This window comes from Pseudomonas sp. KU26590 (assembly GCF_026153515.1).
In the GTDB taxonomy this organism is placed as follows: Bacteria; Pseudomonadota; Gammaproteobacteria; order Pseudomonadales; family Pseudomonadaceae; genus Aquipseudomonas.
Map to the genome: position 1 here is coordinate 2,075,383 of NZ_CP110644.1, position 19,769 is coordinate 2,095,151.

General features: G+C 60.1%; 17 protein-coding genes and 4 tRNA genes. 11 read left to right on the forward strand and 10 right to left on the reverse strand.

Annotation, left to right across the window (positions count from 1 at the left end):
- Nucleotides 1–188: 188 nt before the first annotated feature.
- The 3 genes from OKW98_RS09350 to OKW98_RS09360 all read right to left on the reverse strand — a co-directional run bounded on the left by OKW98_RS09350 (nucleotide 189) and on the right by OKW98_RS09360 (nucleotide 3,683).
- Complete coding sequence (locus OKW98_RS09350; protein WP_265388903.1) at nucleotides 189–422, reverse strand: hypothetical protein; 234 nt, start codon at nucleotides 420–422, stop codon at nucleotides 189–191.
- The gene (locus tag OKW98_RS09355) at nucleotides 419–1,387 is read right to left on the reverse strand and encodes a colicin E3/pyocin S6 family cytotoxin (RefSeq protein WP_265388904.1); all 969 of its coding nucleotides are present in this window, start codon (nucleotides 1,385–1,387) and stop codon (nucleotides 419–421) included. Before OKW98_RS09355 ends, OKW98_RS09350 begins: the two co-directional genes overlap by 4 nt.
- A 1,528-nt stretch (nucleotides 1,388–2,915) precedes the next feature.
- Nucleotides 2,916–3,683, reverse strand: a complete 768-nt coding sequence (locus tag OKW98_RS09360; protein ID WP_265388905.1) for a DODA-type extradiol aromatic ring-opening family dioxygenase — start codon at nucleotides 3,681–3,683, stop codon at nucleotides 2,916–2,918.
- Between the two features lie 105 nt (nucleotides 3,684–3,788).
- On the opposite strand from OKW98_RS09360, the gene OKW98_RS09365 reads away from it, so the two are divergent.
- Nucleotides 3,789–4,445: a thiopurine S-methyltransferase gene (locus tag OKW98_RS09365; protein ID WP_265388906.1), complete on the forward strand. Its 657-nt coding sequence runs from the start codon at nucleotides 3,789–3,791 to the stop codon at nucleotides 4,443–4,445.
- Between the two features lie 74 nt (nucleotides 4,446–4,519).
- On the opposite strand, the gene htpX is transcribed toward OKW98_RS09365, so the two are convergent.
- Both htpX and OKW98_RS09375 read right to left on the reverse strand, forming a co-directional pair.
- Nucleotides 4,520–5,407 carry a protease HtpX gene (gene htpX, locus OKW98_RS09370; protein WP_265388907.1) on the reverse strand — a complete coding sequence of 296 codons (888 nt, stop codon included), beginning with the start codon at nucleotides 5,405–5,407 and terminating at the stop codon, nucleotides 4,520–4,522.
- Nucleotides 5,408–5,674: 267 nt separating this feature from the next.
- On the reverse strand, nucleotides 5,675–6,886 hold the full coding sequence (locus OKW98_RS09375; RefSeq protein WP_265388908.1) for a pyridoxal phosphate-dependent aminotransferase: 1,212 nt from the start codon (nucleotides 6,884–6,886) through the stop codon (nucleotides 5,675–5,677).
- Nucleotides 6,887–7,078: 192 nt separating this feature from the next.
- On the opposite strand from OKW98_RS09375, the gene msrB reads away from it, so the two are divergent.
- Together msrB and OKW98_RS09385 are read left to right on the forward strand one after the other, a co-directional pair.
- Entirely contained in the window at nucleotides 7,079–7,477 is a 399-nt protein-coding gene (msrB, locus tag OKW98_RS09380) for a peptide-methionine (R)-S-oxide reductase MsrB (RefSeq protein WP_265388909.1), read from the forward strand.
- Nucleotides 7,478–7,561: 84 nt separating this feature from the next.
- Complete coding sequence (locus OKW98_RS09385; protein ID WP_265388910.1) at nucleotides 7,562–8,062, forward strand: glutathione peroxidase; 501 nt, start codon at nucleotides 7,562–7,564, stop codon at nucleotides 8,060–8,062.
- Nucleotides 8,063–8,073: 11 nt separating this feature from the next.
- Here OKW98_RS09385 and OKW98_RS09390 read toward each other — a convergent pair whose 3' ends face one another.
- The gene (locus OKW98_RS09390) at nucleotides 8,074–10,392 is read right to left on the reverse strand and encodes a hybrid sensor histidine kinase/response regulator (protein WP_265388911.1); all 2,319 of its coding nucleotides are present in this window, start codon (nucleotides 10,390–10,392) and stop codon (nucleotides 8,074–8,076) included.
- An 87-nt stretch (nucleotides 10,393–10,479) separates the two neighbouring features.
- Here OKW98_RS09390 and OKW98_RS09395 point away from each other — a divergent pair, with 87 nt between their 5' ends.
- Together OKW98_RS09395 and OKW98_RS09400 are read left to right on the forward strand one after the other, a co-directional pair.
- Nucleotides 10,480–11,373, forward strand: coding sequence for an ATP-binding protein (locus OKW98_RS09395; RefSeq protein WP_265388912.1), 894 nt, complete (start codon nucleotides 10,480–10,482; stop codon nucleotides 11,371–11,373).
- Nucleotides 11,370–11,852: a GAF domain-containing protein gene (locus tag OKW98_RS09400; protein WP_265388913.1), complete on the forward strand. Its 483-nt coding sequence runs from the start codon at nucleotides 11,370–11,372 to the stop codon at nucleotides 11,850–11,852. The genes OKW98_RS09395 and OKW98_RS09400 overlap by 4 nt, the downstream gene beginning before the upstream one ends.
- A gap of 49 nt (nucleotides 11,853–11,901) precedes the next feature.
- Here OKW98_RS09400 and OKW98_RS09405 read toward each other — a convergent pair whose 3' ends face one another.
- On the reverse strand, nucleotides 11,902–12,675 hold the full coding sequence (locus OKW98_RS09405) for a hypothetical protein (protein ID WP_133776437.1): 774 nt from the start codon (nucleotides 12,673–12,675) through the stop codon (nucleotides 11,902–11,904).
- Between the two features lie 264 nt (nucleotides 12,676–12,939).
- On the opposite strand from OKW98_RS09405, the gene OKW98_RS09410 reads away from it, so the two are divergent.
- The 4 genes from OKW98_RS09410 (at nucleotide 12,940) to OKW98_RS09425 (ending at nucleotide 13,351) form a co-directional block, all read left to right on the forward strand.
- Nucleotides 12,940–13,015, forward strand: a tRNA-Glu gene (locus tag OKW98_RS09410).
- A 2-nt stretch (nucleotides 13,016–13,017) separates the two neighbouring features.
- Nucleotides 13,018–13,093 (forward strand) — tRNA-Gly (locus OKW98_RS09415).
- Nucleotides 13,094–13,196: 103 nt separating this feature from the next.
- Nucleotides 13,197–13,272: transfer RNA gene (locus tag OKW98_RS09420), tRNA-Glu, on the forward strand.
- A gap of 3 nt (nucleotides 13,273–13,275) precedes the next feature.
- Nucleotides 13,276–13,351: transfer RNA gene (locus tag OKW98_RS09425), tRNA-Gly, on the forward strand.
- A gap of 121 nt (nucleotides 13,352–13,472) precedes the next feature.
- On the opposite strand, the gene OKW98_RS09430 is transcribed toward OKW98_RS09425, so the two are convergent.
- From OKW98_RS09430 to OKW98_RS09440, 3 genes are all read right to left on the reverse strand, one after another.
- Nucleotides 13,473–14,495 carry an ABC transporter substrate-binding protein gene (locus OKW98_RS09430; protein WP_265388914.1) on the reverse strand — a complete coding sequence of 341 codons (1,023 nt, stop codon included), beginning with the start codon at nucleotides 14,493–14,495 and terminating at the stop codon, nucleotides 13,473–13,475.
- Between the two features lie 298 nt (nucleotides 14,496–14,793).
- On the reverse strand, nucleotides 14,794–16,374 hold the full coding sequence (locus OKW98_RS09435) for a rhodanese-related sulfurtransferase (RefSeq protein WP_265388915.1): 1,581 nt from the start codon (nucleotides 16,372–16,374) through the stop codon (nucleotides 14,794–14,796).
- Nucleotides 16,374–16,979, reverse strand: coding sequence for a cysteine dioxygenase (locus OKW98_RS09440; RefSeq protein WP_265388916.1), 606 nt, complete (start codon nucleotides 16,977–16,979; stop codon nucleotides 16,374–16,376). The genes OKW98_RS09435 and OKW98_RS09440 overlap by 1 nt, the downstream gene beginning before the upstream one ends.
- A 212-nt stretch (nucleotides 16,980–17,191) precedes the next feature.
- Between OKW98_RS09440 and OKW98_RS09445 the strand changes: the two genes are divergently transcribed.
- Entirely contained in the window at nucleotides 17,192–18,097 is a 906-nt protein-coding gene (locus OKW98_RS09445) for a LysR family transcriptional regulator (RefSeq protein WP_265388917.1), read from the forward strand.
- Nucleotides 18,098–18,697: 600 nt separating this feature from the next.
- Nucleotides 18,698–19,561: an NADP-dependent oxidoreductase gene (locus tag OKW98_RS09450; protein ID WP_265388918.1), complete on the forward strand. Its 864-nt coding sequence runs from the start codon at nucleotides 18,698–18,700 to the stop codon at nucleotides 19,559–19,561.
- Nucleotides 19,562–19,769: the final 208 nt, after the last annotated feature.

A 19,769-nucleotide genomic window follows, 5' to 3' on the forward strand; every position in this document is an offset into this window, starting at 1 on the left:
CCCCGACTGGTTCGGGGATTTTTTTTGTGTTCAAGCTGTAAGGCCGATGAACAAATACAGACTCCGTGAATGGCACCGATCCTTTAAAGGAGAGAGATTAATTGACGGTGACTTCAATAAGTCAGCCTCCTAGAAGCAATCCACTCAACCGCGAAAAGCCTCTAATGCGTGTCATCTTCAATAGATCGTCATTCGACGTTGCAGGTGAGTTGGCAAATATGGCGGTCATCAAAGAATTTTCTGCCAGCCAACGCCTCAATGGCAGAAGCCTGCTGAGGATTCAGGTCGTAACCTTCGTCGCCGCGTTGCGGATTCGCCCATCCCATAATCTCGCTTAGCTGAGCGTCGCATCCCTCGGGCAGATTGATTTCAAGCTCCAGCTGTTCGCTTTCTTTGTCGAATATTTCAACGATGTATTTCAAGGTTCGACCTCGCGTGTGCTATCTGCATTTTTGGTTTGAGTGCCTGTTTCTGCGTCGAACTCTCCCAAGTGTTTTCCTCGCTTGTTGTATTTTTCAACTGTCCCGTGCTGGCTGTCCCATTCGAAAATCTCGCCTGCCCGGGTTTTCCACCGTTTGCGGAGACCTCCACCGCCCTTGACCGACGTCTTCCGAGGCGCAACCTTTGCATCGGGAAATGCCGCGAGCTCTTTCGGAGGCGGATGATACCCATGATCCCCATTAAACGGCCGCGCATACACCACATACATCGACCTCAGGCCCGAGTCAGCGGGGAAGACCAGGATGCAGTCTTCGGCGGTGATGTCGTCGCCGGGGAGGCCTTCGAGCTGGCTGTCGGTGTCGTCCGGGATCGGATGGACGAGGATCGTGCCTAAGCGCGCGTCGCTGTTTTCAGGGTAGACCAGCGGCTCCAGCGTCCCATATCGACCTCGGCGAGGCGTCATGAGAATGGTGACGCCGTTGAGATGGGCTTCCATCGCGCTTTTGTCGGCATTCCAGCGGGCTTGCACGGTGCGCACGGAGTCGTCGCCGGATGCCTTGGAATGGATGCCGTAGATCTGCAACTCACCTTCGGCATCACGGCGCAGCTGGAAACGCACCCGTGTTGTCGCCTGAGTCAGCTTGCGCAATTCGTCATCGGTGTAGAGCGTGCCGTCGCCCATCTTCGCCGGGAGCATGCCCAGGATGAACAGACTCGCCGGGCCGCCGGCTCCGCGGAGCAGCCAGGTATGGCTGCGTTGCATGATGCCGCCGCCGGCCATGCGGCCCAATCCCATGTCTGCGCCAAGGGCGGCGGCAATGGCGTCGGAGGCGGAAGGCAGCAGCATGGCGCCCGCCATCATGATCGCGCCGAAGTTGGAGGCGGGTTCTACGGTGGTGCCTGCGTCAGTGCTGCACCATTCCCCTGTACAGGATTTGGCGAACACCTTGTCGGTACGCTCCTTCGGCTCGGGCCATCGCTCTGGCATCGGAGTGGGTACCCGCATGGGCTCGGGCGGCGGACTCCACGCTATCCACGACGCGCCTCCGTTGGGAAGCCCTTTAAACATCGAGTGTTCTTCAAAGGGATCGTTTTGTCGTCCTTGAACATGACCTTCCTGATGTCCGCCAATTTAAGGCGGCGCAGGATGCAGGCGGTCCGACGAGTGGTCAACGCTAGGGCGGTTTCGGGATGTTGCTGTGCCGACAGGCTTTTGATGTCAGTGGGACCGGCTTCAGCCAGGAAGGCGTCAGATGGCACGCCACATAGTTGATGGCGCCTGAACTGGCCTATTCCCGGCTAAAGCCGGTCCCACATTAGTCCGCGTCGTCCGGGCTGGACCTACCGTTTGAACTTGAACAGGTAGACGCGTGGGGCTTATCTGGCACGTCGCTGACAGGCTTTTGATGTCAGTAGGACCGGCTTTAGCCGGGAAGGCGTCAGGTGCCACACCGCAAAATCGATGTCGCCCGGACTGGCCTATTCCCGGCTAAAGCCGGTCCCACATTTGTCCGCGTCGTCCGGGCTGGAGCTGCCGTCTGAACTTGAGCAGGTAGACGCTTGGGGCGTATCTGGCACGCCGCCGACAGGCTTTTGATTTCAGTGGGACCGGCTTTAGCCGGGAAGGCGTCAGATGGCACGCCCCATAGTTGATGGCGCCTGAACTGGCCTATTCCCGGCTAAAGCCGGTCCCACATTAGTCCGCGTCGTCCGGGCTGGAGCTGCCGTCTGAACTTGAACAGGTAGACGCGTGGGGCTTATCTGGCACGTCGCTGACAGGCTTTTGATGTCAGTAGGACCGGCTTTAGCCGGGAAGGCGTCAGGTGCCACACCGCAAAATCGATGTCGCCCGGACTGGCCTATTCCCGGCTAAAGCCGGTCCCACATTTGTCCGCGTCGTCCGGGCTGGAGCTGCCGTCTGAACTTGAGCAGGTAGACGCTTGGGGCGTATCTGGCACGCCGCCGACAGGCTTTTGATTTCAGTGGGACCGGCTTTAGCCGGGAAGGCGTCAGATGGCACGCCCCATAGTTGATGGCGCCTGAACTGGCCTATTCCCGGCTAAAGCCGGTCCCACATTAGTCCGCGTCGTCCGGGCTGGAGCTGCCGTCTGAACTTGAACAGGTAGACGCGTGGGGCTTATCTGGCACGCCGCCGACAGGCTTTTGATTTCAGTGGGACCGGCTTTAGCCGGGAAGGCGTCAGATGGCACACCCCATAATTGATGTCGACTGAGCTGGCCTCTTCCCGGCTAAAGCCGGTCCCACATTAGTCCGCGTCGTCCGGGCTGGAGCTGCCGTCTGAACTTGAACAGGTAGACGCTTGGGGCTTACCTGGCACGCCGCCGACAGGCTTTTGATGTCAGTGGGACCGGCTTTAGCCGGGAAGGTGTCAGATGGCACGCCACATGTTTGATGGCGCCTGAACTGGCCTATTCCCGGCTAAAGCCGATCCTATAGGACAAATCCACCTCAACTCAACCAAACCGATAAATGTCCATCCCCAACGCGCCCATGGTGAAACCCTGGTGCTCGATGCTGAACTGTCCGCCCGCCGCCCGCGCGTAATACAGTGGCAGCAGGTGTTCATCCGTCGGGTGGTTGCGCACGGCATGCGGCGCCTGATGACGGTAGTCGTGCAGCGCTTGCAGATCGTCGGCCGCCAGCTTTCCCACCATCCAGTCGCGGAACGCAAGCGCCCACGGGGTGATGCTTTCAGGTCCCGCCTGCCAGTCCAGCTCTCGCAGGTTGTGGGTGATGCTCCCGGAACCGATTAGCAGAACGTTCTCCTCGCGCAGGCGATTCAGCGCGTGCCCGACCTTTGTCTGCAGGGCAGGGCCCATGCGCGTGGGCAGTGAAACCTGAACGATGGGGATGTCGGCCTTCGGGTACATCAACGACAACGGCACCCAGACGCCATGGTCGAACGGCCGTTGGGTGGTCATGCGCGCGGGCAGGTCAGCCTCTGCCAGCAGTTCCAGCACGCGCTGCGTCAGCTCCGGCATGCCGGGCGCCGGGTACTGCACGGCGAAAAGCTCGGGCGGGAAGCCGCCGAAGTCATGCCAAGTCTCCGGCTGGGAATTGCCATTGACCAGCAGTTCGTTGCTTTCCCAATGCGCCGAGACCATCACGATGGCCTTGGGGCGCGGCAGGGCGGCGGCCAGACGTGCGAGCGCCGGGCCGCTTTCACCCGGTTCGAGCGCGAGCATGGGCGAGCCGTGGGAAATGAACAGGCTAGGCAGCATTTGCAGTGTCCTGAGCGTATAAGGTGATGGGCATGATCGGGCAGTACATCCATCTAAATCCAATATAAGTTTTCGTCCGCTTTGATCGGGATATCAGGAGTGTCTATGGAGCCGGGGTTTTGGCATGAGCGCTGGGCGATCAATCAGATCGGTTTCAATCAGGCGTCTGTGAATTCCCACCTGTTGCGCCTGTGGCCAGAGCTCACCGCCATGCCGGGGGAGCGCGTGCTGGTGCCGTTGTGCGGCAAAAGCATCGACATGATCTGGTTGCTCAACCAGGGTTTTCATGTGGTGGGCGCAGAATTGTCTGAAATAGCGGTGGCCGGATTCTTCAGCGAGAACGGCTTGCAGGCCACGATCGAGGAGCGTGGCGCGCTCAAGGTTTATCGTGCGGAGGGCTGCGAGATCTGGTGCGGCGACTTCTTCGCCCTTAAGCCCGAAGACGTTGGCGAGTGCACTGCTTTTTACGACCGCGCCGCCCTGATCGCGCTGCCACCTGACTTGCGCTGGCGCTACGTCAGACAGCTCAATCACTTGCTGTCTAACGATGCCTGTGGCTTGCTGGTGACGCTGGATTACGACCAGTCGCTGATTGCCGGCCCGCCGTTCTCGGTGGATGAGGATGAAGTGCTGCAGTTGTTGTCCCCCGATTGGCGGGTCAAACGCGTCGCTGATCTGGACGTGTTGGAGCAGGGCGTGAAGTTCAAGCAGGCGGGCGCGACGTCCCTGATGGAATATGCGTATCGGCTGTATCGCCGATAGCGCAGCGCAAAGAAATGAGCACAAAAGAAAAGGGCGACTTCAAGTCGCCCTTTCTCGTTGCAGCCTTTAAGCAATCAACCGCGACGACGAAGCGCCTCGATGCGCTCTTCCAGCGGCGGGTGGCTCATGAACAGCCCGGCCAGGCCGTGCTTCAAACCACCGTTGATGCCGAACGCCGTCATGCTCTCAGGCATTTGCACCGGAACGCCCTGTTCCGAACGCAGCCGCTGCAGCGCGCTGATCATCGCACCCGTACCGGCCAGGCGGGCACCGGCGTCATCGGCGCGGTATTCACGCTTGCGCGAGAACCACATAACGATGGCGCTGGCGAGGAAGCCGAGCACGATTTCGGCGAAGATGGTCGCGATGTAGAACGCGATGCCACGGCCTTCTTCGTTCTTGAAGATCACCTTGTCGACGAAGTTGCCGATGATCCGCGCGAAGAACATGACGAAGGTGTTGACCACGCCCTGCACGAGCGCCAGCGTCACCATGTCGCCATTGGCAACGTGACCGATCTCGTGAGCCAGCACCGCCTTCACTTCATCGGGCGAAAAACGCTCCAGCAGGCCCTGACTGACCGCGACCAGCGCGTCGTTTTTGTTCCAGCCGGTGGCAAAGGCATTGGCCTCGTAGGCAGGGAAAATACCCACTTCCGGCATCTTGATGCCCGCGTCGCGGGACAGTTGTTCCACGGTCTGCAGCAGCCATTGCTCATGGCGGGTGCGGGGTTGGGTGATGATCTCGGTGCCCGTGCTCATCTTCGCCATCCACTTGGAGATGAACAGCGAGAACAGCGAACCGGCGAAACCGAACACAGCGCAGAAGATCAGCAGCTGACTGAGGTTCAGATCAACCCCGTTGGCCGCCATGAACCCGTTGAAGCCAAAAAGGCTCAGGGTGATGCTGGCAATCAGCACGACCGCAAGGTTAGTGGCCAAAAACAGCAAAATGCGCATCATGGTTAAGAGTTTCTCCTCGTGAAGAATATGTAACGTACTGCGGGGGTATATAAGGTGATGTCAGTGCGTATTCAACCGGGCGATCATTTCAAACTGTGTCGTCTGGCGCCGGCACGGCAATAAAGGCCCTCAGCGAGAGGTCAGGGGCAAAGCGATGGGACTCAAAACCGCAGGAGCCGGCTGGCTGGCGAACCCGGTGCGTCAGGTAACATCGTCGTCACTGATCAACCACGTTCGCCAGCAAGCCGGCTCCTACAGCAAGCAGCATTACTGCTTGTAGGTCTTCAGGAAATTGCCGATCCGGCCAATGGCCTGTTCCAGGTCATCCACCCGCGGCAGCGTCACCACGCGGAAGTGGTCCGGCCACGGCCAGTTGAACGCTGTGCCCTGAACGATCAACAGCTTTTCCGAGAGCAGCAGGTCCAGCGCGAACTTCTCGTCGTTGTGGATCGAGCAGACCTTCGGGTCGATGCGCGGGAATGCATACAGTGCACCCATCGGCTTCACGCAGCTGACGCCCGGAATGTCGTTGAGCAATTCCCAGGTCCGGTTGCGCTGTTCCAGCAGACGGCCCGGCGGCAGGATCAGGTCATTGATGCTCTGATAGCCGCCCAGCGCGGTCTGGATCGCGTGCTGGCTCGGTACGTTGGCGCACAGGCGCATGTTTGCCAGGATGTCGATGCCTTCGATATAGCTGACCGCGTTGTGCTTGGGCCCGGAAATCGCGATCCAGCCTGAGCGGAAACCCGCCACACGGTAGGACTTGGACAGCCCGTTGAAGGTCAGGCACAGCAGGTCCGGTGCCAGCGAGGCGCTGCAGATGTGCACGGCGTCGTCGTAGAGGATCTTGTCGTAGATTTCGTCGGAGAACACCACCAGGTTGTGCTGGCGGGCAATCTCCAGCATCCCCAGCAGCACTTCGCGGGAATACACGGCGCCGGTCGGGTTGTTCGGGTTAATGATCACCATCGCCTTGGTGTTCGGCGTGATCTTGGCTTTCATGTCCTCCAGATCAGGCCACCAGTTGGCCTGCTCGTCGCACAGATAATGCACCGGGTTGCCGCCGGACAACGCAACGGCGGCGGTCCAAAGCGGATAGTCCGGCGCCGGCACCAGCACTTCGTCGCCGTTGTTGAGCAGGGCCTGCATGGACATCACGATGAGTTCCGAGACGCCATTGCCCAGGTAGATGTCTTCGATACCGACACCTTCGACCTGCTTCTGCTGGTAGTACTGCATCACTGCCTTGCGTGCACTGAACAGGCCTTTGGAATCGCTGTAGCCCTGGGCCATGGGCAGGTTGCGGATGACGTCCTGCAGGATTTCGTCCGGCGCCTCGAAACCAAACGGCGCCGGGTTGCCGATGTTCAGCTTGAGGATGCGATGGCCTTCCTCTTCCAGGCGCTTGGCGTGCTTGAGCACCGGCCCGCGAATGTCGTAGCAGACGTTGGCGAGCTTGTTCGATTTGCTGAACTGCATGGTGATTGGTCCCGAAAAGAGACGGCCCGCTGTGTGAAGAAGCGCAGACCGTTGAGCATGACGCCATCAAAATGGGTTTGTACGCGAGAAACACGGGTGACAGACTGGCGTCCAACGAAGGCGCAATCATACGTGCCACCCGATCCGTGGAAAAGACACAGATCGGGCTTTTTCATTTACGGAGGTCTACCCGTGGCTAAGCTGGATAAAACCCTTGAAGAATGGAAAGCGATGCTCGATCCGGAGCAGTACAACGTCTGCCGGCTGAAGGGCACCGAACGTCCGTTCAGCGGTAAATACAACGAGACCAAGACCGACGGCGTTTACCACTGCATCTGCTGCAACGAACCGTTGTTCGATTCAACCACCAAGTTCGATTCGGGCTGCGGTTGGCCGAGCTTCTATGCGCCGCTGGAAGGCAGCGCAGTGGTCGAAGTGCGCGACGTCAGTCACGGCATGATCCGCACCGAAGTGGTGTGCAGCCAATGCGACGCTCACCTCGGCCACGTGTTCCCGGACGGCCCGGCGCCCACCGGTCTGCGCTATTGCATCAACTCGGTGTGCCTGGACCTGGTGCCGCGTAACGCCTGATGCAGGCCTATCACCGGCAACAATGGGATAGCGCGCCACACAATGGCGCGCTAGTTTTGCGGTTTACTATTTCGAGGCATCGCCATGAGCGACGAACTGCTGAACATTCCGGTGCAAACGATCAAGGGCGAACAAAAGACCCTGGCTGATTTCGGCGGCAAGGCGGTGCTGGTGGTGAACACCGCCAGCAAGTGCGGTTTCACGCCGCAATACAAGGGCCTTGAGGAACTGTGGCAGGGCTACAAGGACCGCGGGCTGGTGGTGCTGGGCTTTCCATGCAACCAGTTTGGCAAGCAGGAGCCTGGCAACGAAGGCTCGATCTCCGACTTTTGCGAACTGAACTACGGCGTGACCTTTCCGCTGTTCAAGAAGATCGACGTCAACGGCAGCCATGCCCATCCGCTGTTTGTGCAGCTCAAGAAGCGCGCGCCGGGGCTGCTCGGTTCCGAAGGCATCAAGTGGAACTTCACCAAGTTCCTGGTGGGCCGCGACGGCAAGCTGGTCAAGCGTTATGCCCCATTGACCAAGCCGGAAGACATCAAGGCCGACATCGAAGCGCTGTTGAAAGAACAGGCAGTCGGCTGATCGAAGCCGCTTTAATGCGGCTGTTCCAGAGGGATCCACTGATCCAGTAACGCTATCAATTCCTCGCGACGAAACGGCTTGGCCAGGTAGTCGCTCATGCCCGCGGCCTTGCAGTGTTCACGCTCTTCCGGCATCGCATTGGCCGTCAGCGCGACGATTGGAAGATCAGCCCAGCGGCCGCTCTCGCGGATTCGGCGCGTGGCGTCGTAGCCATTCATCACTGGCATGTTGCAGTCCATCAGCACCAGATCGAAGTGATCCTGCTCAAGCTGCTGCAGCGCTTCGGCACCGTTGCTGCTGACGACCACATCACAACCGAGCTTACTAAGCATACCTTTCGCCACCAGCTGATTAACCGGGTTGTCCTCCACCAGCAGAATACGCGCCCGATGGGTGGGGGAAGGATCGCCCTGTTCGTGGCGGATACCTGCCTGACCGTCGGCGTCCAGAATGCGCGCCAGGCTCTGATGCAACACATTGCGCGACAACGGCCGCGCCTGCTGCTGCAGCGGTGCCAGGGCCGCAACCTGCTCGCCGGGCATGAAATTGCCGTATGCCGTCACTAGCAACACCGGCACCGTGCACGCCTCGCGGATGGCCACCAGGCATTGCGGGCAATCGGTGATCAGCAGGTCCGCATCGGCATCGGGTGTCGCGCTGTCGGGCAGGTGCTGACAGGTGACGCCCCATTCCGGCAGCAGTCGGCTGAGCATTTCCAGCAAGCCGCTGTTCGCGTCACTGCCCACCAGCACTTTGCCTTTGAGCAACGGCCATTGCAGTGCCGGCGTGTGTGCCGGCAGCGGCAGGTCCACGCGGAAGCGGCTGCCGACGCCAACGGCGGACTCGATACTCAATTGCCCGTTCATGGCATCGGTCAGGTTATGGGTCAGGGTCAGGCCCAGGCCGGTCCCGCCGTACTGTCGAGTGATTGCGGCTTCGGCCTGGGTGAACGGCTGGAAAATCTTCGCCTGAGCGTCCTGGGCGATACCGATGCCGGTGTCGCACACCTCGATGCGCACGTGGTCGCCGTGCTGACTGAGGCGCACGTCCACGCGCCCGGCGCGGGTGAACTTCAGCGCGTTCGATAAAAGGTTGCTGACGATCTGCCGCACCCGGGTCGGGTCACCCAGCACGGACGCCGGAAAGCGCGGGTCGATCAGGCAGGTCAGCTCGACATTCGGCGCAGCGTTCTGCGACAGCAGACTGGCGGTGTCTTCGATCAAGGCCGCCAGATCGAACGGAATGCGCTCAAGCTCCACCTGGCCGGCGTCGAATTTCGACAGGTCGAGAATGTCATTCAGCAGTTCGACCAGCACCTTGCCCGAGTCATGGGCAATGGACAGCTGCTGGCGTTGTTCTGGACTGAGCGGGCCATCAAGGGACAACGCCAGCATGCCCAGTAAACCGTTGAGCGGCGTGCGGATCTCATGGCTCATGTGGGCCAGAAACGCCGAGCGCGCATGGGCCATGTCCAGCGCCGTGCTACGCGCGATCTGCAGTTCTTCGTTGGACTGGCTAAGCCGGGCATTGCTGGCTTCGAGCTGATTGGTGCGCGCCGAGACGATGTCTTCCAGCTCGTTAAGGTGGTCGGTGAGCCGGTTTTCCGCCTCCCGCCGCCGCGCGAACTCGCTGGCAACGCTCTCGAACTGGCGATTGGTGACCGCCACCAGCACGCCGATTTCGTCATTTTCGTGACCAGGCGGGCAAGGCACTGGCGGTTGAACGGGGCTGCGAGGGTTACGTTCCGACAGCGCACGGATCATCCCCGTCAGCGGTTTGGTCAGGGTGAAGTAGAAGAGCGCCAGCAGCAGGCCGGCCAGTAACAGGCTGCGCACGAAGCCGTTGACCAGGGTGATCACGGCCCGCTGGAGAAAATGGCTGCCGAAGGCGAAAGTGTCGACGTCCAGTTGCAAGGTGCCGATGGACTCATTGGGGATATGGTCCAGGTGCAGCACATCTTCGAACTGCCGATTCCCGCCGAACAGGAAATCACTGACCATCCGGTAAGGGCTGTTCGTCAAGGGTCGAGACACGGCAGCGAGCTGAACGTTGTTGTTATCGGTCAGCCTCGCGCCGACCACGGCAGGGGAGTGCAGCAGGCCGAGAGTCAGTTCTTGCGCCAGTTCAGCGTCGAGGTTGTAAGCAATGCGCGAGGCAGGGTTGTGACTGATTTGCAGCAAGGAGCGAATTTCACGATCGATGGACGCGTCTTCGCTGGCATAATCGAGCGCAATTTGAAACAGACTGAGCAGCGTGCCCAATACAAAGCCGATCAGCACAGTCAAACGGGCCTGTTTGAATGACAGCCGGTGGGTGATCGCTATATCCATAAAAGGCACTGTCACTTCTTGTGTCCGTCGCGTGGCAAGCATAGCTGATCGCGGCCGGGCGTTAACCCGTTAAATCAAGGAGAAACCGTGGATTCTCGATTGAACGCATTTCTGGAGCGCGCCGAGTCGGTACTGGCGCGTCTCGAGCCTCTGTTGCCTGCCGTGCGGCAGCCCGTGAGCTGGGAAACGACGCTGGCCGCGCGTTGGGCTCACGAAGGCCGCGGCGGCTACCTGATGCCGCTGGACGTCACCCTCGACATGCGCCTGTCCGACCTCATTGGCGTCGACCGCCAGTGTGAGCAGCTGGGCCGCAACACTCAGCAGTTCATCGACGGCCTGCCCGCCAACCACGCATTGCTCTGGGGCTCCCGTGGCACGGGCAAGTCGTCGCTGGTGCGCGCGTTGCTGGCCGAGCACGCCAAGGCCGGCCTGCGCCTGATCGAGATCGAACGGGATCATCTGGGCGATCTGCCGCGCGTGGTCGAGCAACTGCAGAAATTGCCCCAGCGCTTTGTGCTGTTCTGCGATGACCTGTCGTTCGAATCCGGCGAAGGCGACTACCGGGTGCTCAAAAGCGTGCTCGACGGTTCGCTGGAACAGGCGCCGGACAACGTCCTGCTGTACGCCACGTCCAACCGCCGCCATCTGGTGCCGGAGAAAGAGAGCGACAACGCTCACTGGCAGCGTGGTGACGACGGCGAGATTCACCCGAGCGAAGCCGTTGAGGACAAGATCGCGCTGTCGGACCGCTTCGGCCTCTGGCTGTCGTTCTATCCGTTCACCCAGGAGCATTTTCTGGATGTGGTGGAGCACTGGATCGGCGAGCTGGCGACCAAGGCCGGCCTGCAATGGCAGCGTGACGAAGCGCTAGAGATCCACGCCGTGCGCTGGGCGACCGGCCGGGGCAACCGCAACGGTCGTTGCGCGTATCAGTTCGCCCGTTACTGGGTTGGTTTGAAAATGCTGGAGCAAGACGCATGATCGATTTGAATTCCGCAGGCGAGGGCCTTGATGGCTACCGCCTGCTCGCTGCACAACTGGAATCCCTGCTGGCGGACGAGCGCGACTTCATCGCCAACGCTGCGCAGTTTTCGGCCTTCCTTTATACCCAGCTCCACGACTTGAACTGGGCAGGCTTCTATCTCAATCGCAACGAAGAGCTGGTGCTGGGTCCGTTTCAGGGCCAGATCGCTTGCGTGCGCATTCCGTTCGGCAGGGGCGTGTGCGGCACGGCGGCACAAAACCGCGAAACCCAGCGCGTGCATGATGTCCATGAGTTTCCGGGACACATCGCCTGCGACAGCGCTTCCAACAGTGAATTGGTGGTGCCGCTGGTTAAGGATGGGCAGCTGATTGGCGTTCTGGATCTGGACAGCCCGAGTGTCGGGCGCTTCAGCGAGGAGGATCAGGCGGGGATTGAACGGCTGGCGGCGATCTTCTTGAAATCAACCGATTGCTGAGGGAAGCCCTGACGCCTGACGCACCGCGCGGTGCGTCAGGCTTGAGCCATCAGTCGTAGATGGCTTTCTTTTTCCACTCGGCATCCGCGTCCACGACTTTCAAGCCTTCGGTCAGCTCGTTGTTGTCGTCTTCGGTCGGTGCGATGGTGTCCAGCACCATGGAGTTGGACTTGGCCAGTTGCCGTTCCATGGCCTGCAAGTGGGCTTTCCACGGCGCGGGCTCAGGCTGATTTTTCAGGTATTGGACGCCGCGCTCGAAGGCCAGACGGGCCTGGCCAGGCTGCTCCTGACTCATCGCGTGCTGGCCCAGGTTGTTGAAGAACTCGATGTGCAGCAGCACCAGCAGATTACGAATCTCGCGAATCCAGTGCTTGGCTTCAGCCGTTTGCAGAAAACCATCGTGGGCTGCGCGCGTCACCTGGCCGTGCATGGCTTCTAATAGAAAGCGAACGTCCTTGGCCTTGGCTTCGGTCTGGATCGGGCTGGCCGGGTTGCTGACCGTGATCGCGTCGCCCTGGGCCACCAGCGCTTCCAGTTCAGTCTGGCGTTCCTGAAGGTTTGGGTTGTTCTTTTTTTCCAGCGCGAGCAGACGCTTGAGCACGTTCAGTTCCAGGCGAACCAGCAACAGCTTCAGCGCCGGTGTCATCAACTGACCGGGAAAGGTTTCGGACAGCTCGCTGCAGCGGCGTAGCCGATCATTGAGCTCGACCAGACTTCGCGCGCGCTCGACCTTCTTGCCCTCTGCGACATGGTTCAGGTAGCCGAAGGCTATAAGGAGCACGATGCCTGCTACGACGAACAGGGTGATAATGAGTGGTGTCACCGCACAAGCCTCAATCAAGTAATTTGCGCGAGTGTAGTGGCTATCCACTATCGCGGGAAGGTGGTCCTGTCGCTCCGCCTGATTTTGCCCATGGCGGCTGACACGTGTGTATCGGCCGTCCATTGCGTAAATAAAGGGCGAAGTCATTGATTTGAATATATTTTCACTCAGGGGTTGACGACCCCTATATCCATCCATAGAATGCGCGCCACTTGCAGCGTAAAGCACACAGCAGAGCGTAGCAGGGAGTGAATGTTGTAGCGTGTCCCCTTCGTCTAGTGGCCTAGGACACCGCCCTTTCACGGCGGTAACAGGGGTTCGAGTCCCCTAGGGGACGCCATTGCGGGAATAGCTCAGTTGGTAGAGCACGACCTTGCCAAGGTCGGGGTCGCGAGTTCGAGTCTCGTTTCCCGCTCCATTTTTAAGCAGCTTTGCTTTCGGGCGAAGTTGAGTGAAACCAGAAAGCATCTTCGGATGTGTTTCTGGAACTGGAACACAACACCATGGTGTTTCCAGGCTGTGTCCCCTTCGTCTAGTGGCCTAGGACACCGCCCTTTCACGGCGGTAACAGGGGTTCGAGTCCCCTAGGGGACGCCATTTGCGGGAATAGCTCAGTTGGTAGAGCACGACCTTGCCAAGGTCGGGGTCGCGAGTTCGAGTCTCGTTTCCCGCTCCAAATTCTCAAAAACGCCGCTCAACAGAGCGGCGTTTTTGTGTGTGCGGGATTTATAACTACCGCCCGCTGTTGATCGGTCTCGTCCTGCACATTCCGCATATTTCCAAATTAGCCCGCTGCCTCAGCGCCCAGCTTGTGGGTCGTTCTGATTGGCAGTTTTTTCCACCGATTGCTCGGCAGCGAGGCGGATTGCATTGAAATCCGGGTCGAAGCCGTGGGACACGTCGACGTGCTTGTTGAGGATGCCTTCGCGCTGATAGATGTCCGCCGTGTTCTGCAAGCCCCTGATGACGCCGTCATCGATGCTCACGCGTTCCATCTTCGTCTCTTGATTGACCGCCAGATGCACGGCCAATGGCAGACCGGTGACCCTGGTCTGGGCGGCGGCGTATTCGGCAGGGTGGGTGTTGGCCCAGCGGTAGGCACGGTCGAGGCGCACCACGAAGTCGTCCAGTTGCACGCGCTTGTCGGCGATGGCTGAGCGGGTCGCGGCGAGATAGGAATGGTTGGTCAGCAGGTCCGGCCCACTAGGCAGGATGCGCGCGCCGTTCTGGGTGGCGACGGTGGTGTAGGGCGCCCAGGTGGCCCACGCATCGACGTCGCCGTTGTCGAGGATCAGCCGCGACTCGCTGGGTAAGAGGTAAACGAAATTCACGTCGCTGGTCTTCAGGCCTGCTTCGCTCAACGCACGTATTGCCAGGTAATGGCCGATGGAGCCGCGCCCGGTGACGATGCGCTTGCCCTTGAGGTCGGCAACCGACTTGATCGACGAGTCGTTGCGCACAATCAGCGCAGTCGTGTAGCGCCCACCGACGTGGGTGATGCTGATGACTTTCAGCGCCGCACCGGCGCCCAGCGCAAACACATACGGCGCGTCGCCCAGTGCGCCCACGTCCACGGCCCCCGCGTTCAGGGCTTCGCCCAATGGCGATGCCGAGGGGAATTCGGAAAACTTGATCTGGTACGGCACGTCTTTCAGCTCGCCGGACACCTCCAGCAGCACCTTCAGCGCGGATTTCTGGTTGGCGACGAGCAGCGGCTGAAGCTGCTCGGCGGCCTGTGTGGCTTGGCCGAACGACAGCGCGAGCAATGCGCCGAGGATCACGTGTCGGGCGCGGAGCAGGGGAGTGAAGGGGGCGGACATGGTGCGTGTCTCCAGGCGTAGAAGTGGATTCTCGGCCTCCGCCTGGAGAAGGGGTCGGCAAGGGAATTAACCTTATGCCTATAAGAAGCGTAATAGTAGTATCTTTTGGTTATATGCTAATTATGTATCTGTGTAATTATGTTTGCTTAATATATTAAATTAATGCATACAAATGTCCCCCACGATGCATTTTCTGTAGGAGCGCGCTTGCCCGCGAACGCAACCTGCCCGCGCCATATCTGGTAACTGACACAACGCCATCGCGGGCAAGCGCGCTCCTACACGTATGGGCGTTGGCTCAGATCACATAAAACCCGTGGGTCCCGTCGCGGCCCAATTGCTCGACCAATCCATACTCCCAATCCAGATAGGCCTGCATCGCCTCACGCGGGGCATCGGTGCCTTCATAAGGCCGGCGATAGCGGTCAATGCGCGGGGAGGCCAGATGGCTTTCGCCGTGCTCAAGCTCGAACTCCGCCGCCACCCAGCTGGCGGTGCCGTCCTTCAGCACAAACACCGGCTTGCCGGTCAGCGCCTCGACCTCCGACACCGCAAGCCGCGCGAGTTTGCTGCTGCCACAGGTCAGCACGTAACGCTCAGCGACGGGGATGTTCTGCAGCGCGTTGGCAAGGTCGGCACGCAGCGTCCACCAGGCGCCTGGAATATGCTGCTTGACGTAGTGGGCGCTGGCGGTGAAATCCAGCACCGCCACGCCACTTTGCTCGCGCCACTCGCGCAGCGTTTCGGCGCTGATCTCCTCGACCTGCGGCGCGGGCGGACTGGGGGCGTTCCAGCCGCCGTTTTCGCTGAAATCCTCAAGGCCCAGGTCGTCCACCACGAACACTTCCCAGCCTAGCTGCGCGAGCCACGAAGCAGACATGTTCGCGCGCACGCCGTCGTCATCCAGCAACACGATTCGTGCGCCGCGCACGCTGGCGTAATGGTCAGTCTCCTGCACCAACTGGCCGCCCGGCGTCGAACGGGCACCCGGCACATGGCCGGCTTCGAATTCCTCCGGCGTGCGCACATCGAACAGGTACGTCGTGCGACTCGTTTCTGCCCGCCAGACCGGCAAGTCCCCGCGGCTGCCGCGTTTCACTCGCGCCTTATCCGCGACGTTGCGCGCATCCGCCCGAGCGACTTCCCGGGTCGCTTCACTGACCTGCGGGAAGCGCCGGGATTGCCCATGATCCAGCGTCTGCCCGGCCAACAGCCAGCCGATCGTGCCATTGCGCAGGGCGGAAATGGGGTTGGGCAGGCCGGCATTCACCAGCGACTGGGTGCCGATGATGCTGCGCGTACGGCCGGCGCAGTTGACGATGATGCGGGTGTTGGGATCGGGCGCCAGCTCACGCGCGCGCAGCACCAGTTCGGCGCCGGGCACGCTGACGCCGCTGGGAATGCTCATGGTCTGGTATTCATCGAACCGCCGCGCATCCAGCACCACCACGTCAGCCTTGGCGTCGAGCAACTGCTTGACCTCTTCGGCGGCCAACGACGGCGTGTGGCGATGGTGCTCCACCAGTTCGCCGAACGCCTTGCTCGGCACGTTGACGTCTATGAACAGCTCGCCGCCGGCGTCGCGCCAGCCCTGCAGTCCGCCTTCAAGCAGCTTCACGTCGGTGTAACCCAAGTCCTGAAAACGCTTCAAGGCGCGTTCGGCCAGACCCTCACCGTTGTCATAAACGGTCACAGCGGTGTCGAGACGGGGGATGCGCGCGAGTACTTCCAGCTCCAGTTTCGACAACGGGATGTTGGCGGCGAACAGTGGATGAGCTTCGGCGAACGGGGCTTCTTCGCGGACATCGACCAGCGCGACTTCTTCATGGGCGAGCAGGGCGCGGCGGATGTCGGCACAGGAACGGGTGTGATGGCTCATTAGGCTTGGTTCTCTTTTGACAGATCCCAGATGTTCGGGAGAAAGGCGTTGGAATAACCCGAGATGAACAGCTTTTCGCTGCCATCGGGCTGATAAACGGCGCGCTTCACGGCGCCAATGTTGGCACCGTAGACATGAATACTGATCGACACCTGGTCGTCGAAGGCATTGCGGACCTGATGAATGTCGTTGCTGCGCGGCGACAAGGCCTCGACGTGGCCGGGCTCCAGGCGGATCGCCGGGCCTTCCTGTTCCAGTCGGCCATCGGCGCTGCGGGCGAACCCCTGCGAATACTCCGCCCCGCGCAGCATGCCGATCAAGCCCGAGACGCGGTGGTCATGAATCGGCGTGCTCTGGCCCGGTCCCCACACAAAGCTGACGACCGAAAACCGCTGCCTTGAGTCGGCGTGCAACAGAAACTGTTGATAGCGCGTCGGATCGGGAATCGCGAACTCATCCGGCAGCCAGTCGTCATGACTGACCAGTTGCCCCAGTAGCTTGCCACCCCGTGAAAGCAGGTCGCCTTCCCCCGGATTGCTATCGATCAGCTCGGCCAGCTCGCCGATAAAAGCCCTGAGTCGTTCAGGGTGTCGGATGTGGGTCATGTCGGCTCCGGGCAAAGAAGGATGCTCAATATAAGCATAATGCAGCAGCCTAATATGCTATTTATTGATGATTAGGTTATAACCAAAACGTAGCTGATAACCGATTCACGGGTTGCTGGCCGCTCTGTGGCTAACCAGAGGCTATCCAGAGCCTTTGATAGCCATTATGATTTTTTGCCTATCTTGTTTCCCTTATTCCATGTGCGATCCGAATGAAAATTGATGACATCGATGCGTTCGTAGCGGTCATTCGCTGCCAGTCGATCAGCCATGCCGCTGAATCCCTGGACCTGACCCAGCCGGCCATCACGCGCCGCGTGCAGAATTTCGAGCAGGCGCTGGGCGTTGAATTGTTCGACCGTAATACCAAGCCGCTCAAGCCGACGCCAATGGGCACGCAGGTCTATCAGAAGTGCCTGGCGATCCTGCGGGAAATGGACTCATTGCGCGAACTCGTCGCCAGCGACACGCCACCCAGCGGTTTGCTCCGGCTGGGCGTGCCGCAAACCATCGGCGACGTCGTGCTGCTGGATGCGCTCAAACACCTGCGCGGGCAATTTCCCGACCTGCGCGCGCAAGTCGTCACCGGCTGGGGCAGCCACCTGATCGGCAAAATCGAGAACGGCGAACTGGACGCGGCTGCGGCGCTGTTCCCGGCCGGGAAGATTTTTCCTGAAGGCATCGTCGGCGAGTCCATCGGCAAGATGGAGCTGGTGGTGGTGTGCGCCAAGAGCGCGCTGCCGAAAAAGCCGGTGAAACTGGCGGACTGCTACGCGCTGGGCTGGGTGCTCAACCCCGACGGCTGCGGTTTCCGTGCCGGGCTGCAACGCACGCTGGCTGATCAGGGGTTGAGCCTGAAGGTCAATCTGGAAACCTTCGGCACCGAGCTGCAACTGGGGCTGGTCGCCGACGGCATGGGTCTGGGTCTGGTGCCGCGTCCGCTGCTGGAGCGCAGCGTCCACCGCGATTCACTCGCGGTCATGCCGCTCAAGGATTTCAAGCCGGTGATGGACCTGTGGCTGATCTACCCGCGCTTCCTCGGCAATTTGCAGGCGCCGGTGGCGTCCTTCGGCAGTTTGGTGGCGCAATCGCTGAGACAGGAACGCGACGCTGCTTAAGGGCTCTGCACTTGGGCGGTGGGCCTCAGGGAAGTTCGATCAGCCTATCCAGAAAGGCGCGCACCACAGGATGGGTGCGACGACTCTCTGGCCAAATAGCCGTGACATTGTGCCTCTGCACCGCAAACTCCGAGAGAATCGGGATCAGCTCTTGCCGCTTCACCCTCGCTTGCATCAACGACGACAGGCGATGACGGCAGTATTTCGATTTCCTTATCTCCAATGCGAAATGGCCAGCGTAAGGTTTGACCGGTGGATTGATAGCGCAGATTCACCGTTTCGTGCGTGGCCAGCTCATCAGGATGCTGAGGCGTGCCGCGCCTGGCCAGATAGTCTGGAGAGGCATAACAACCAAGCGTTTACGGCGATAGCCTTCGGGACAAGAGCGATGAGTCGGGAAGGTCACCAATTCTTATCGCCAGATCAATACCTTCCTCGACCAGGTCGACGATCTGGTCGTTAACCCGCAGATCGATTAATACCTTCGGCTAGCGCTTACGAAACTCGGTGATGGCGGGCGCGATGATATTGAAGCCCGATGGGAAGTGATGTCGCGATCCGTAATGTGCCAGCAGGCTCGGAGCGTGCCGACTTGGCAAGATGTTCGATCTCTTCCGCCTGACGCAACAGCCGCAATACACGCTCATGAATATCGCGTCCTTAGGCACGGATTTGTCGGGGGAGGTAGTCGCGCTCGGCGACGGAGCCTCCAGATTCAGCGTCGGTGACAACGTCTATGCAATGGTGCGTTTTCCCAAAGATCTGAGGACGGGCAACAGCGCCTACGCCGAATACATACGCATCGATGAGAACGAGTTGGCGTTGAAACCCACCGGCGTAGACCACGTCCAGGCCGCAGGTGCGCCGATGTCGTTGCTCACTGTCTGGCAGTTTCTGATTGATCTGGGCCACGACGAGCCGAATCCCTTTCAGTCATTTCGACATGAGCCCGTACCGCTGCGCGGCAAGACCGTGCTGGTCAACGGTGCTGGAGGTGCAGTGGGGCACCTGGCGGTGCAGGTTGCCAAATGGAAGGGGGCGCGCGTCATCGCGGTCGCCTCCGGTAAGCATGAGAGCCTGCTTTGCGACTTGGGCGCAGAGGCATTTATCGATCACACCATGACGGCCGCTGAAGACGTCGCAAAGCATGTGGATCTGGTGATTGACGCCGTCGATGGTGCGAATATGAAACGCTTTCTGAGCGTCATAAAACCGGGCGGCGCTCTCTTCCTGGTCAACCCCATGGGCTTCTGCGGGCATGAAGAAGCAGCTGATCTTGGCATCACCGTTTCCTCAACGCAGGTGCGCTCCAACGGCATGCAATTGGCAGAGGCTGGCCGCTTGTTGGAGGACGGAACGGTTCGCGTGGTAATCGACAGTACGTTTGCGCTGGCCCAGGCATCAGATGCGCACCACCGGGCTTCACGGGGAAGTATTCAAGGAAAGATCGTACTTATCGCCTGAGTCATCAACGCCTCGGATTTCAGAGCTCTGAAAAATCATTCTGATGGAACGCTGGGCTGATCAAACCGTGCTTAGCGCACATCTTGATGCCATAGACACCGTTCAGTTCGTAAACCGATGGCAAGGCTGATGCGAGGCGATATCAGAAAGTACGACGCTTTGAACGAGCGGGGTCTTATGGCTGCAGTAGCAGCGAAGCCAACCTTTC

Excerpts from the sequence above, each read along its gene's own strand:
- OKW98_RS09360 (WP_265388905.1), bottom strand. The coding sequence starts at position 3,683 with ATGCTGCCTAGCCTGTTCATTTCCCACGGCTCGCCCATGCTCGCGCTC.
- OKW98_RS09365 (WP_265388906.1), top strand. The coding sequence starts at position 3,789 with ATGGAGCCGGGGTTTTGGCATGAGCGCTGGGCGATCAATCAGATCGGT.
- htpX (WP_265388907.1), bottom strand. The coding sequence starts at position 5,407 with ATGATGCGCATTTTGCTGTTTTTGGCCACTAACCTTGCGGTCGTGCTG.
- OKW98_RS09375 (WP_265388908.1), bottom strand. The coding sequence starts at position 6,886 with ATGCAGTTCAGCAAATCGAACAAGCTCGCCAACGTCTGCTACGACATT.
- OKW98_RS09385 (WP_265388910.1), top strand. The coding sequence starts at position 7,562 with ATGAGCGACGAACTGCTGAACATTCCGGTGCAAACGATCAAGGGCGAA.
- OKW98_RS09390 (WP_265388911.1), bottom strand. The coding sequence starts at position 10,392 with ATGGATATAGCGATCACCCACCGGCTGTCATTCAAACAGGCCCGTTTG.
- OKW98_RS09400 (WP_265388913.1), top strand. The coding sequence starts at position 11,370 with ATGATCGATTTGAATTCCGCAGGCGAGGGCCTTGATGGCTACCGCCTG.
- OKW98_RS09430 (WP_265388914.1), bottom strand. The coding sequence starts at position 14,495 with ATGTCCGCCCCCTTCACTCCCCTGCTCCGCGCCCGACACGTGATCCTC.
- OKW98_RS09435 (WP_265388915.1), bottom strand. The coding sequence starts at position 16,374 with ATGAGCCATCACACCCGTTCCTGTGCCGACATCCGCCGCGCCCTGCTC.
- OKW98_RS09440 (WP_265388916.1), bottom strand. The coding sequence starts at position 16,979 with ATGACCCACATCCGACACCCTGAACGACTCAGGGCTTTTATCGGCGAG.
- OKW98_RS09445 (WP_265388917.1), top strand. The coding sequence starts at position 17,192 with ATGAAAATTGATGACATCGATGCGTTCGTAGCGGTCATTCGCTGCCAG.
- OKW98_RS09450 (WP_265388918.1), top strand. The coding sequence starts at position 18,698 with ATGTTCGATCTCTTCCGCCTGACGCAACAGCCGCAATACACGCTCATG.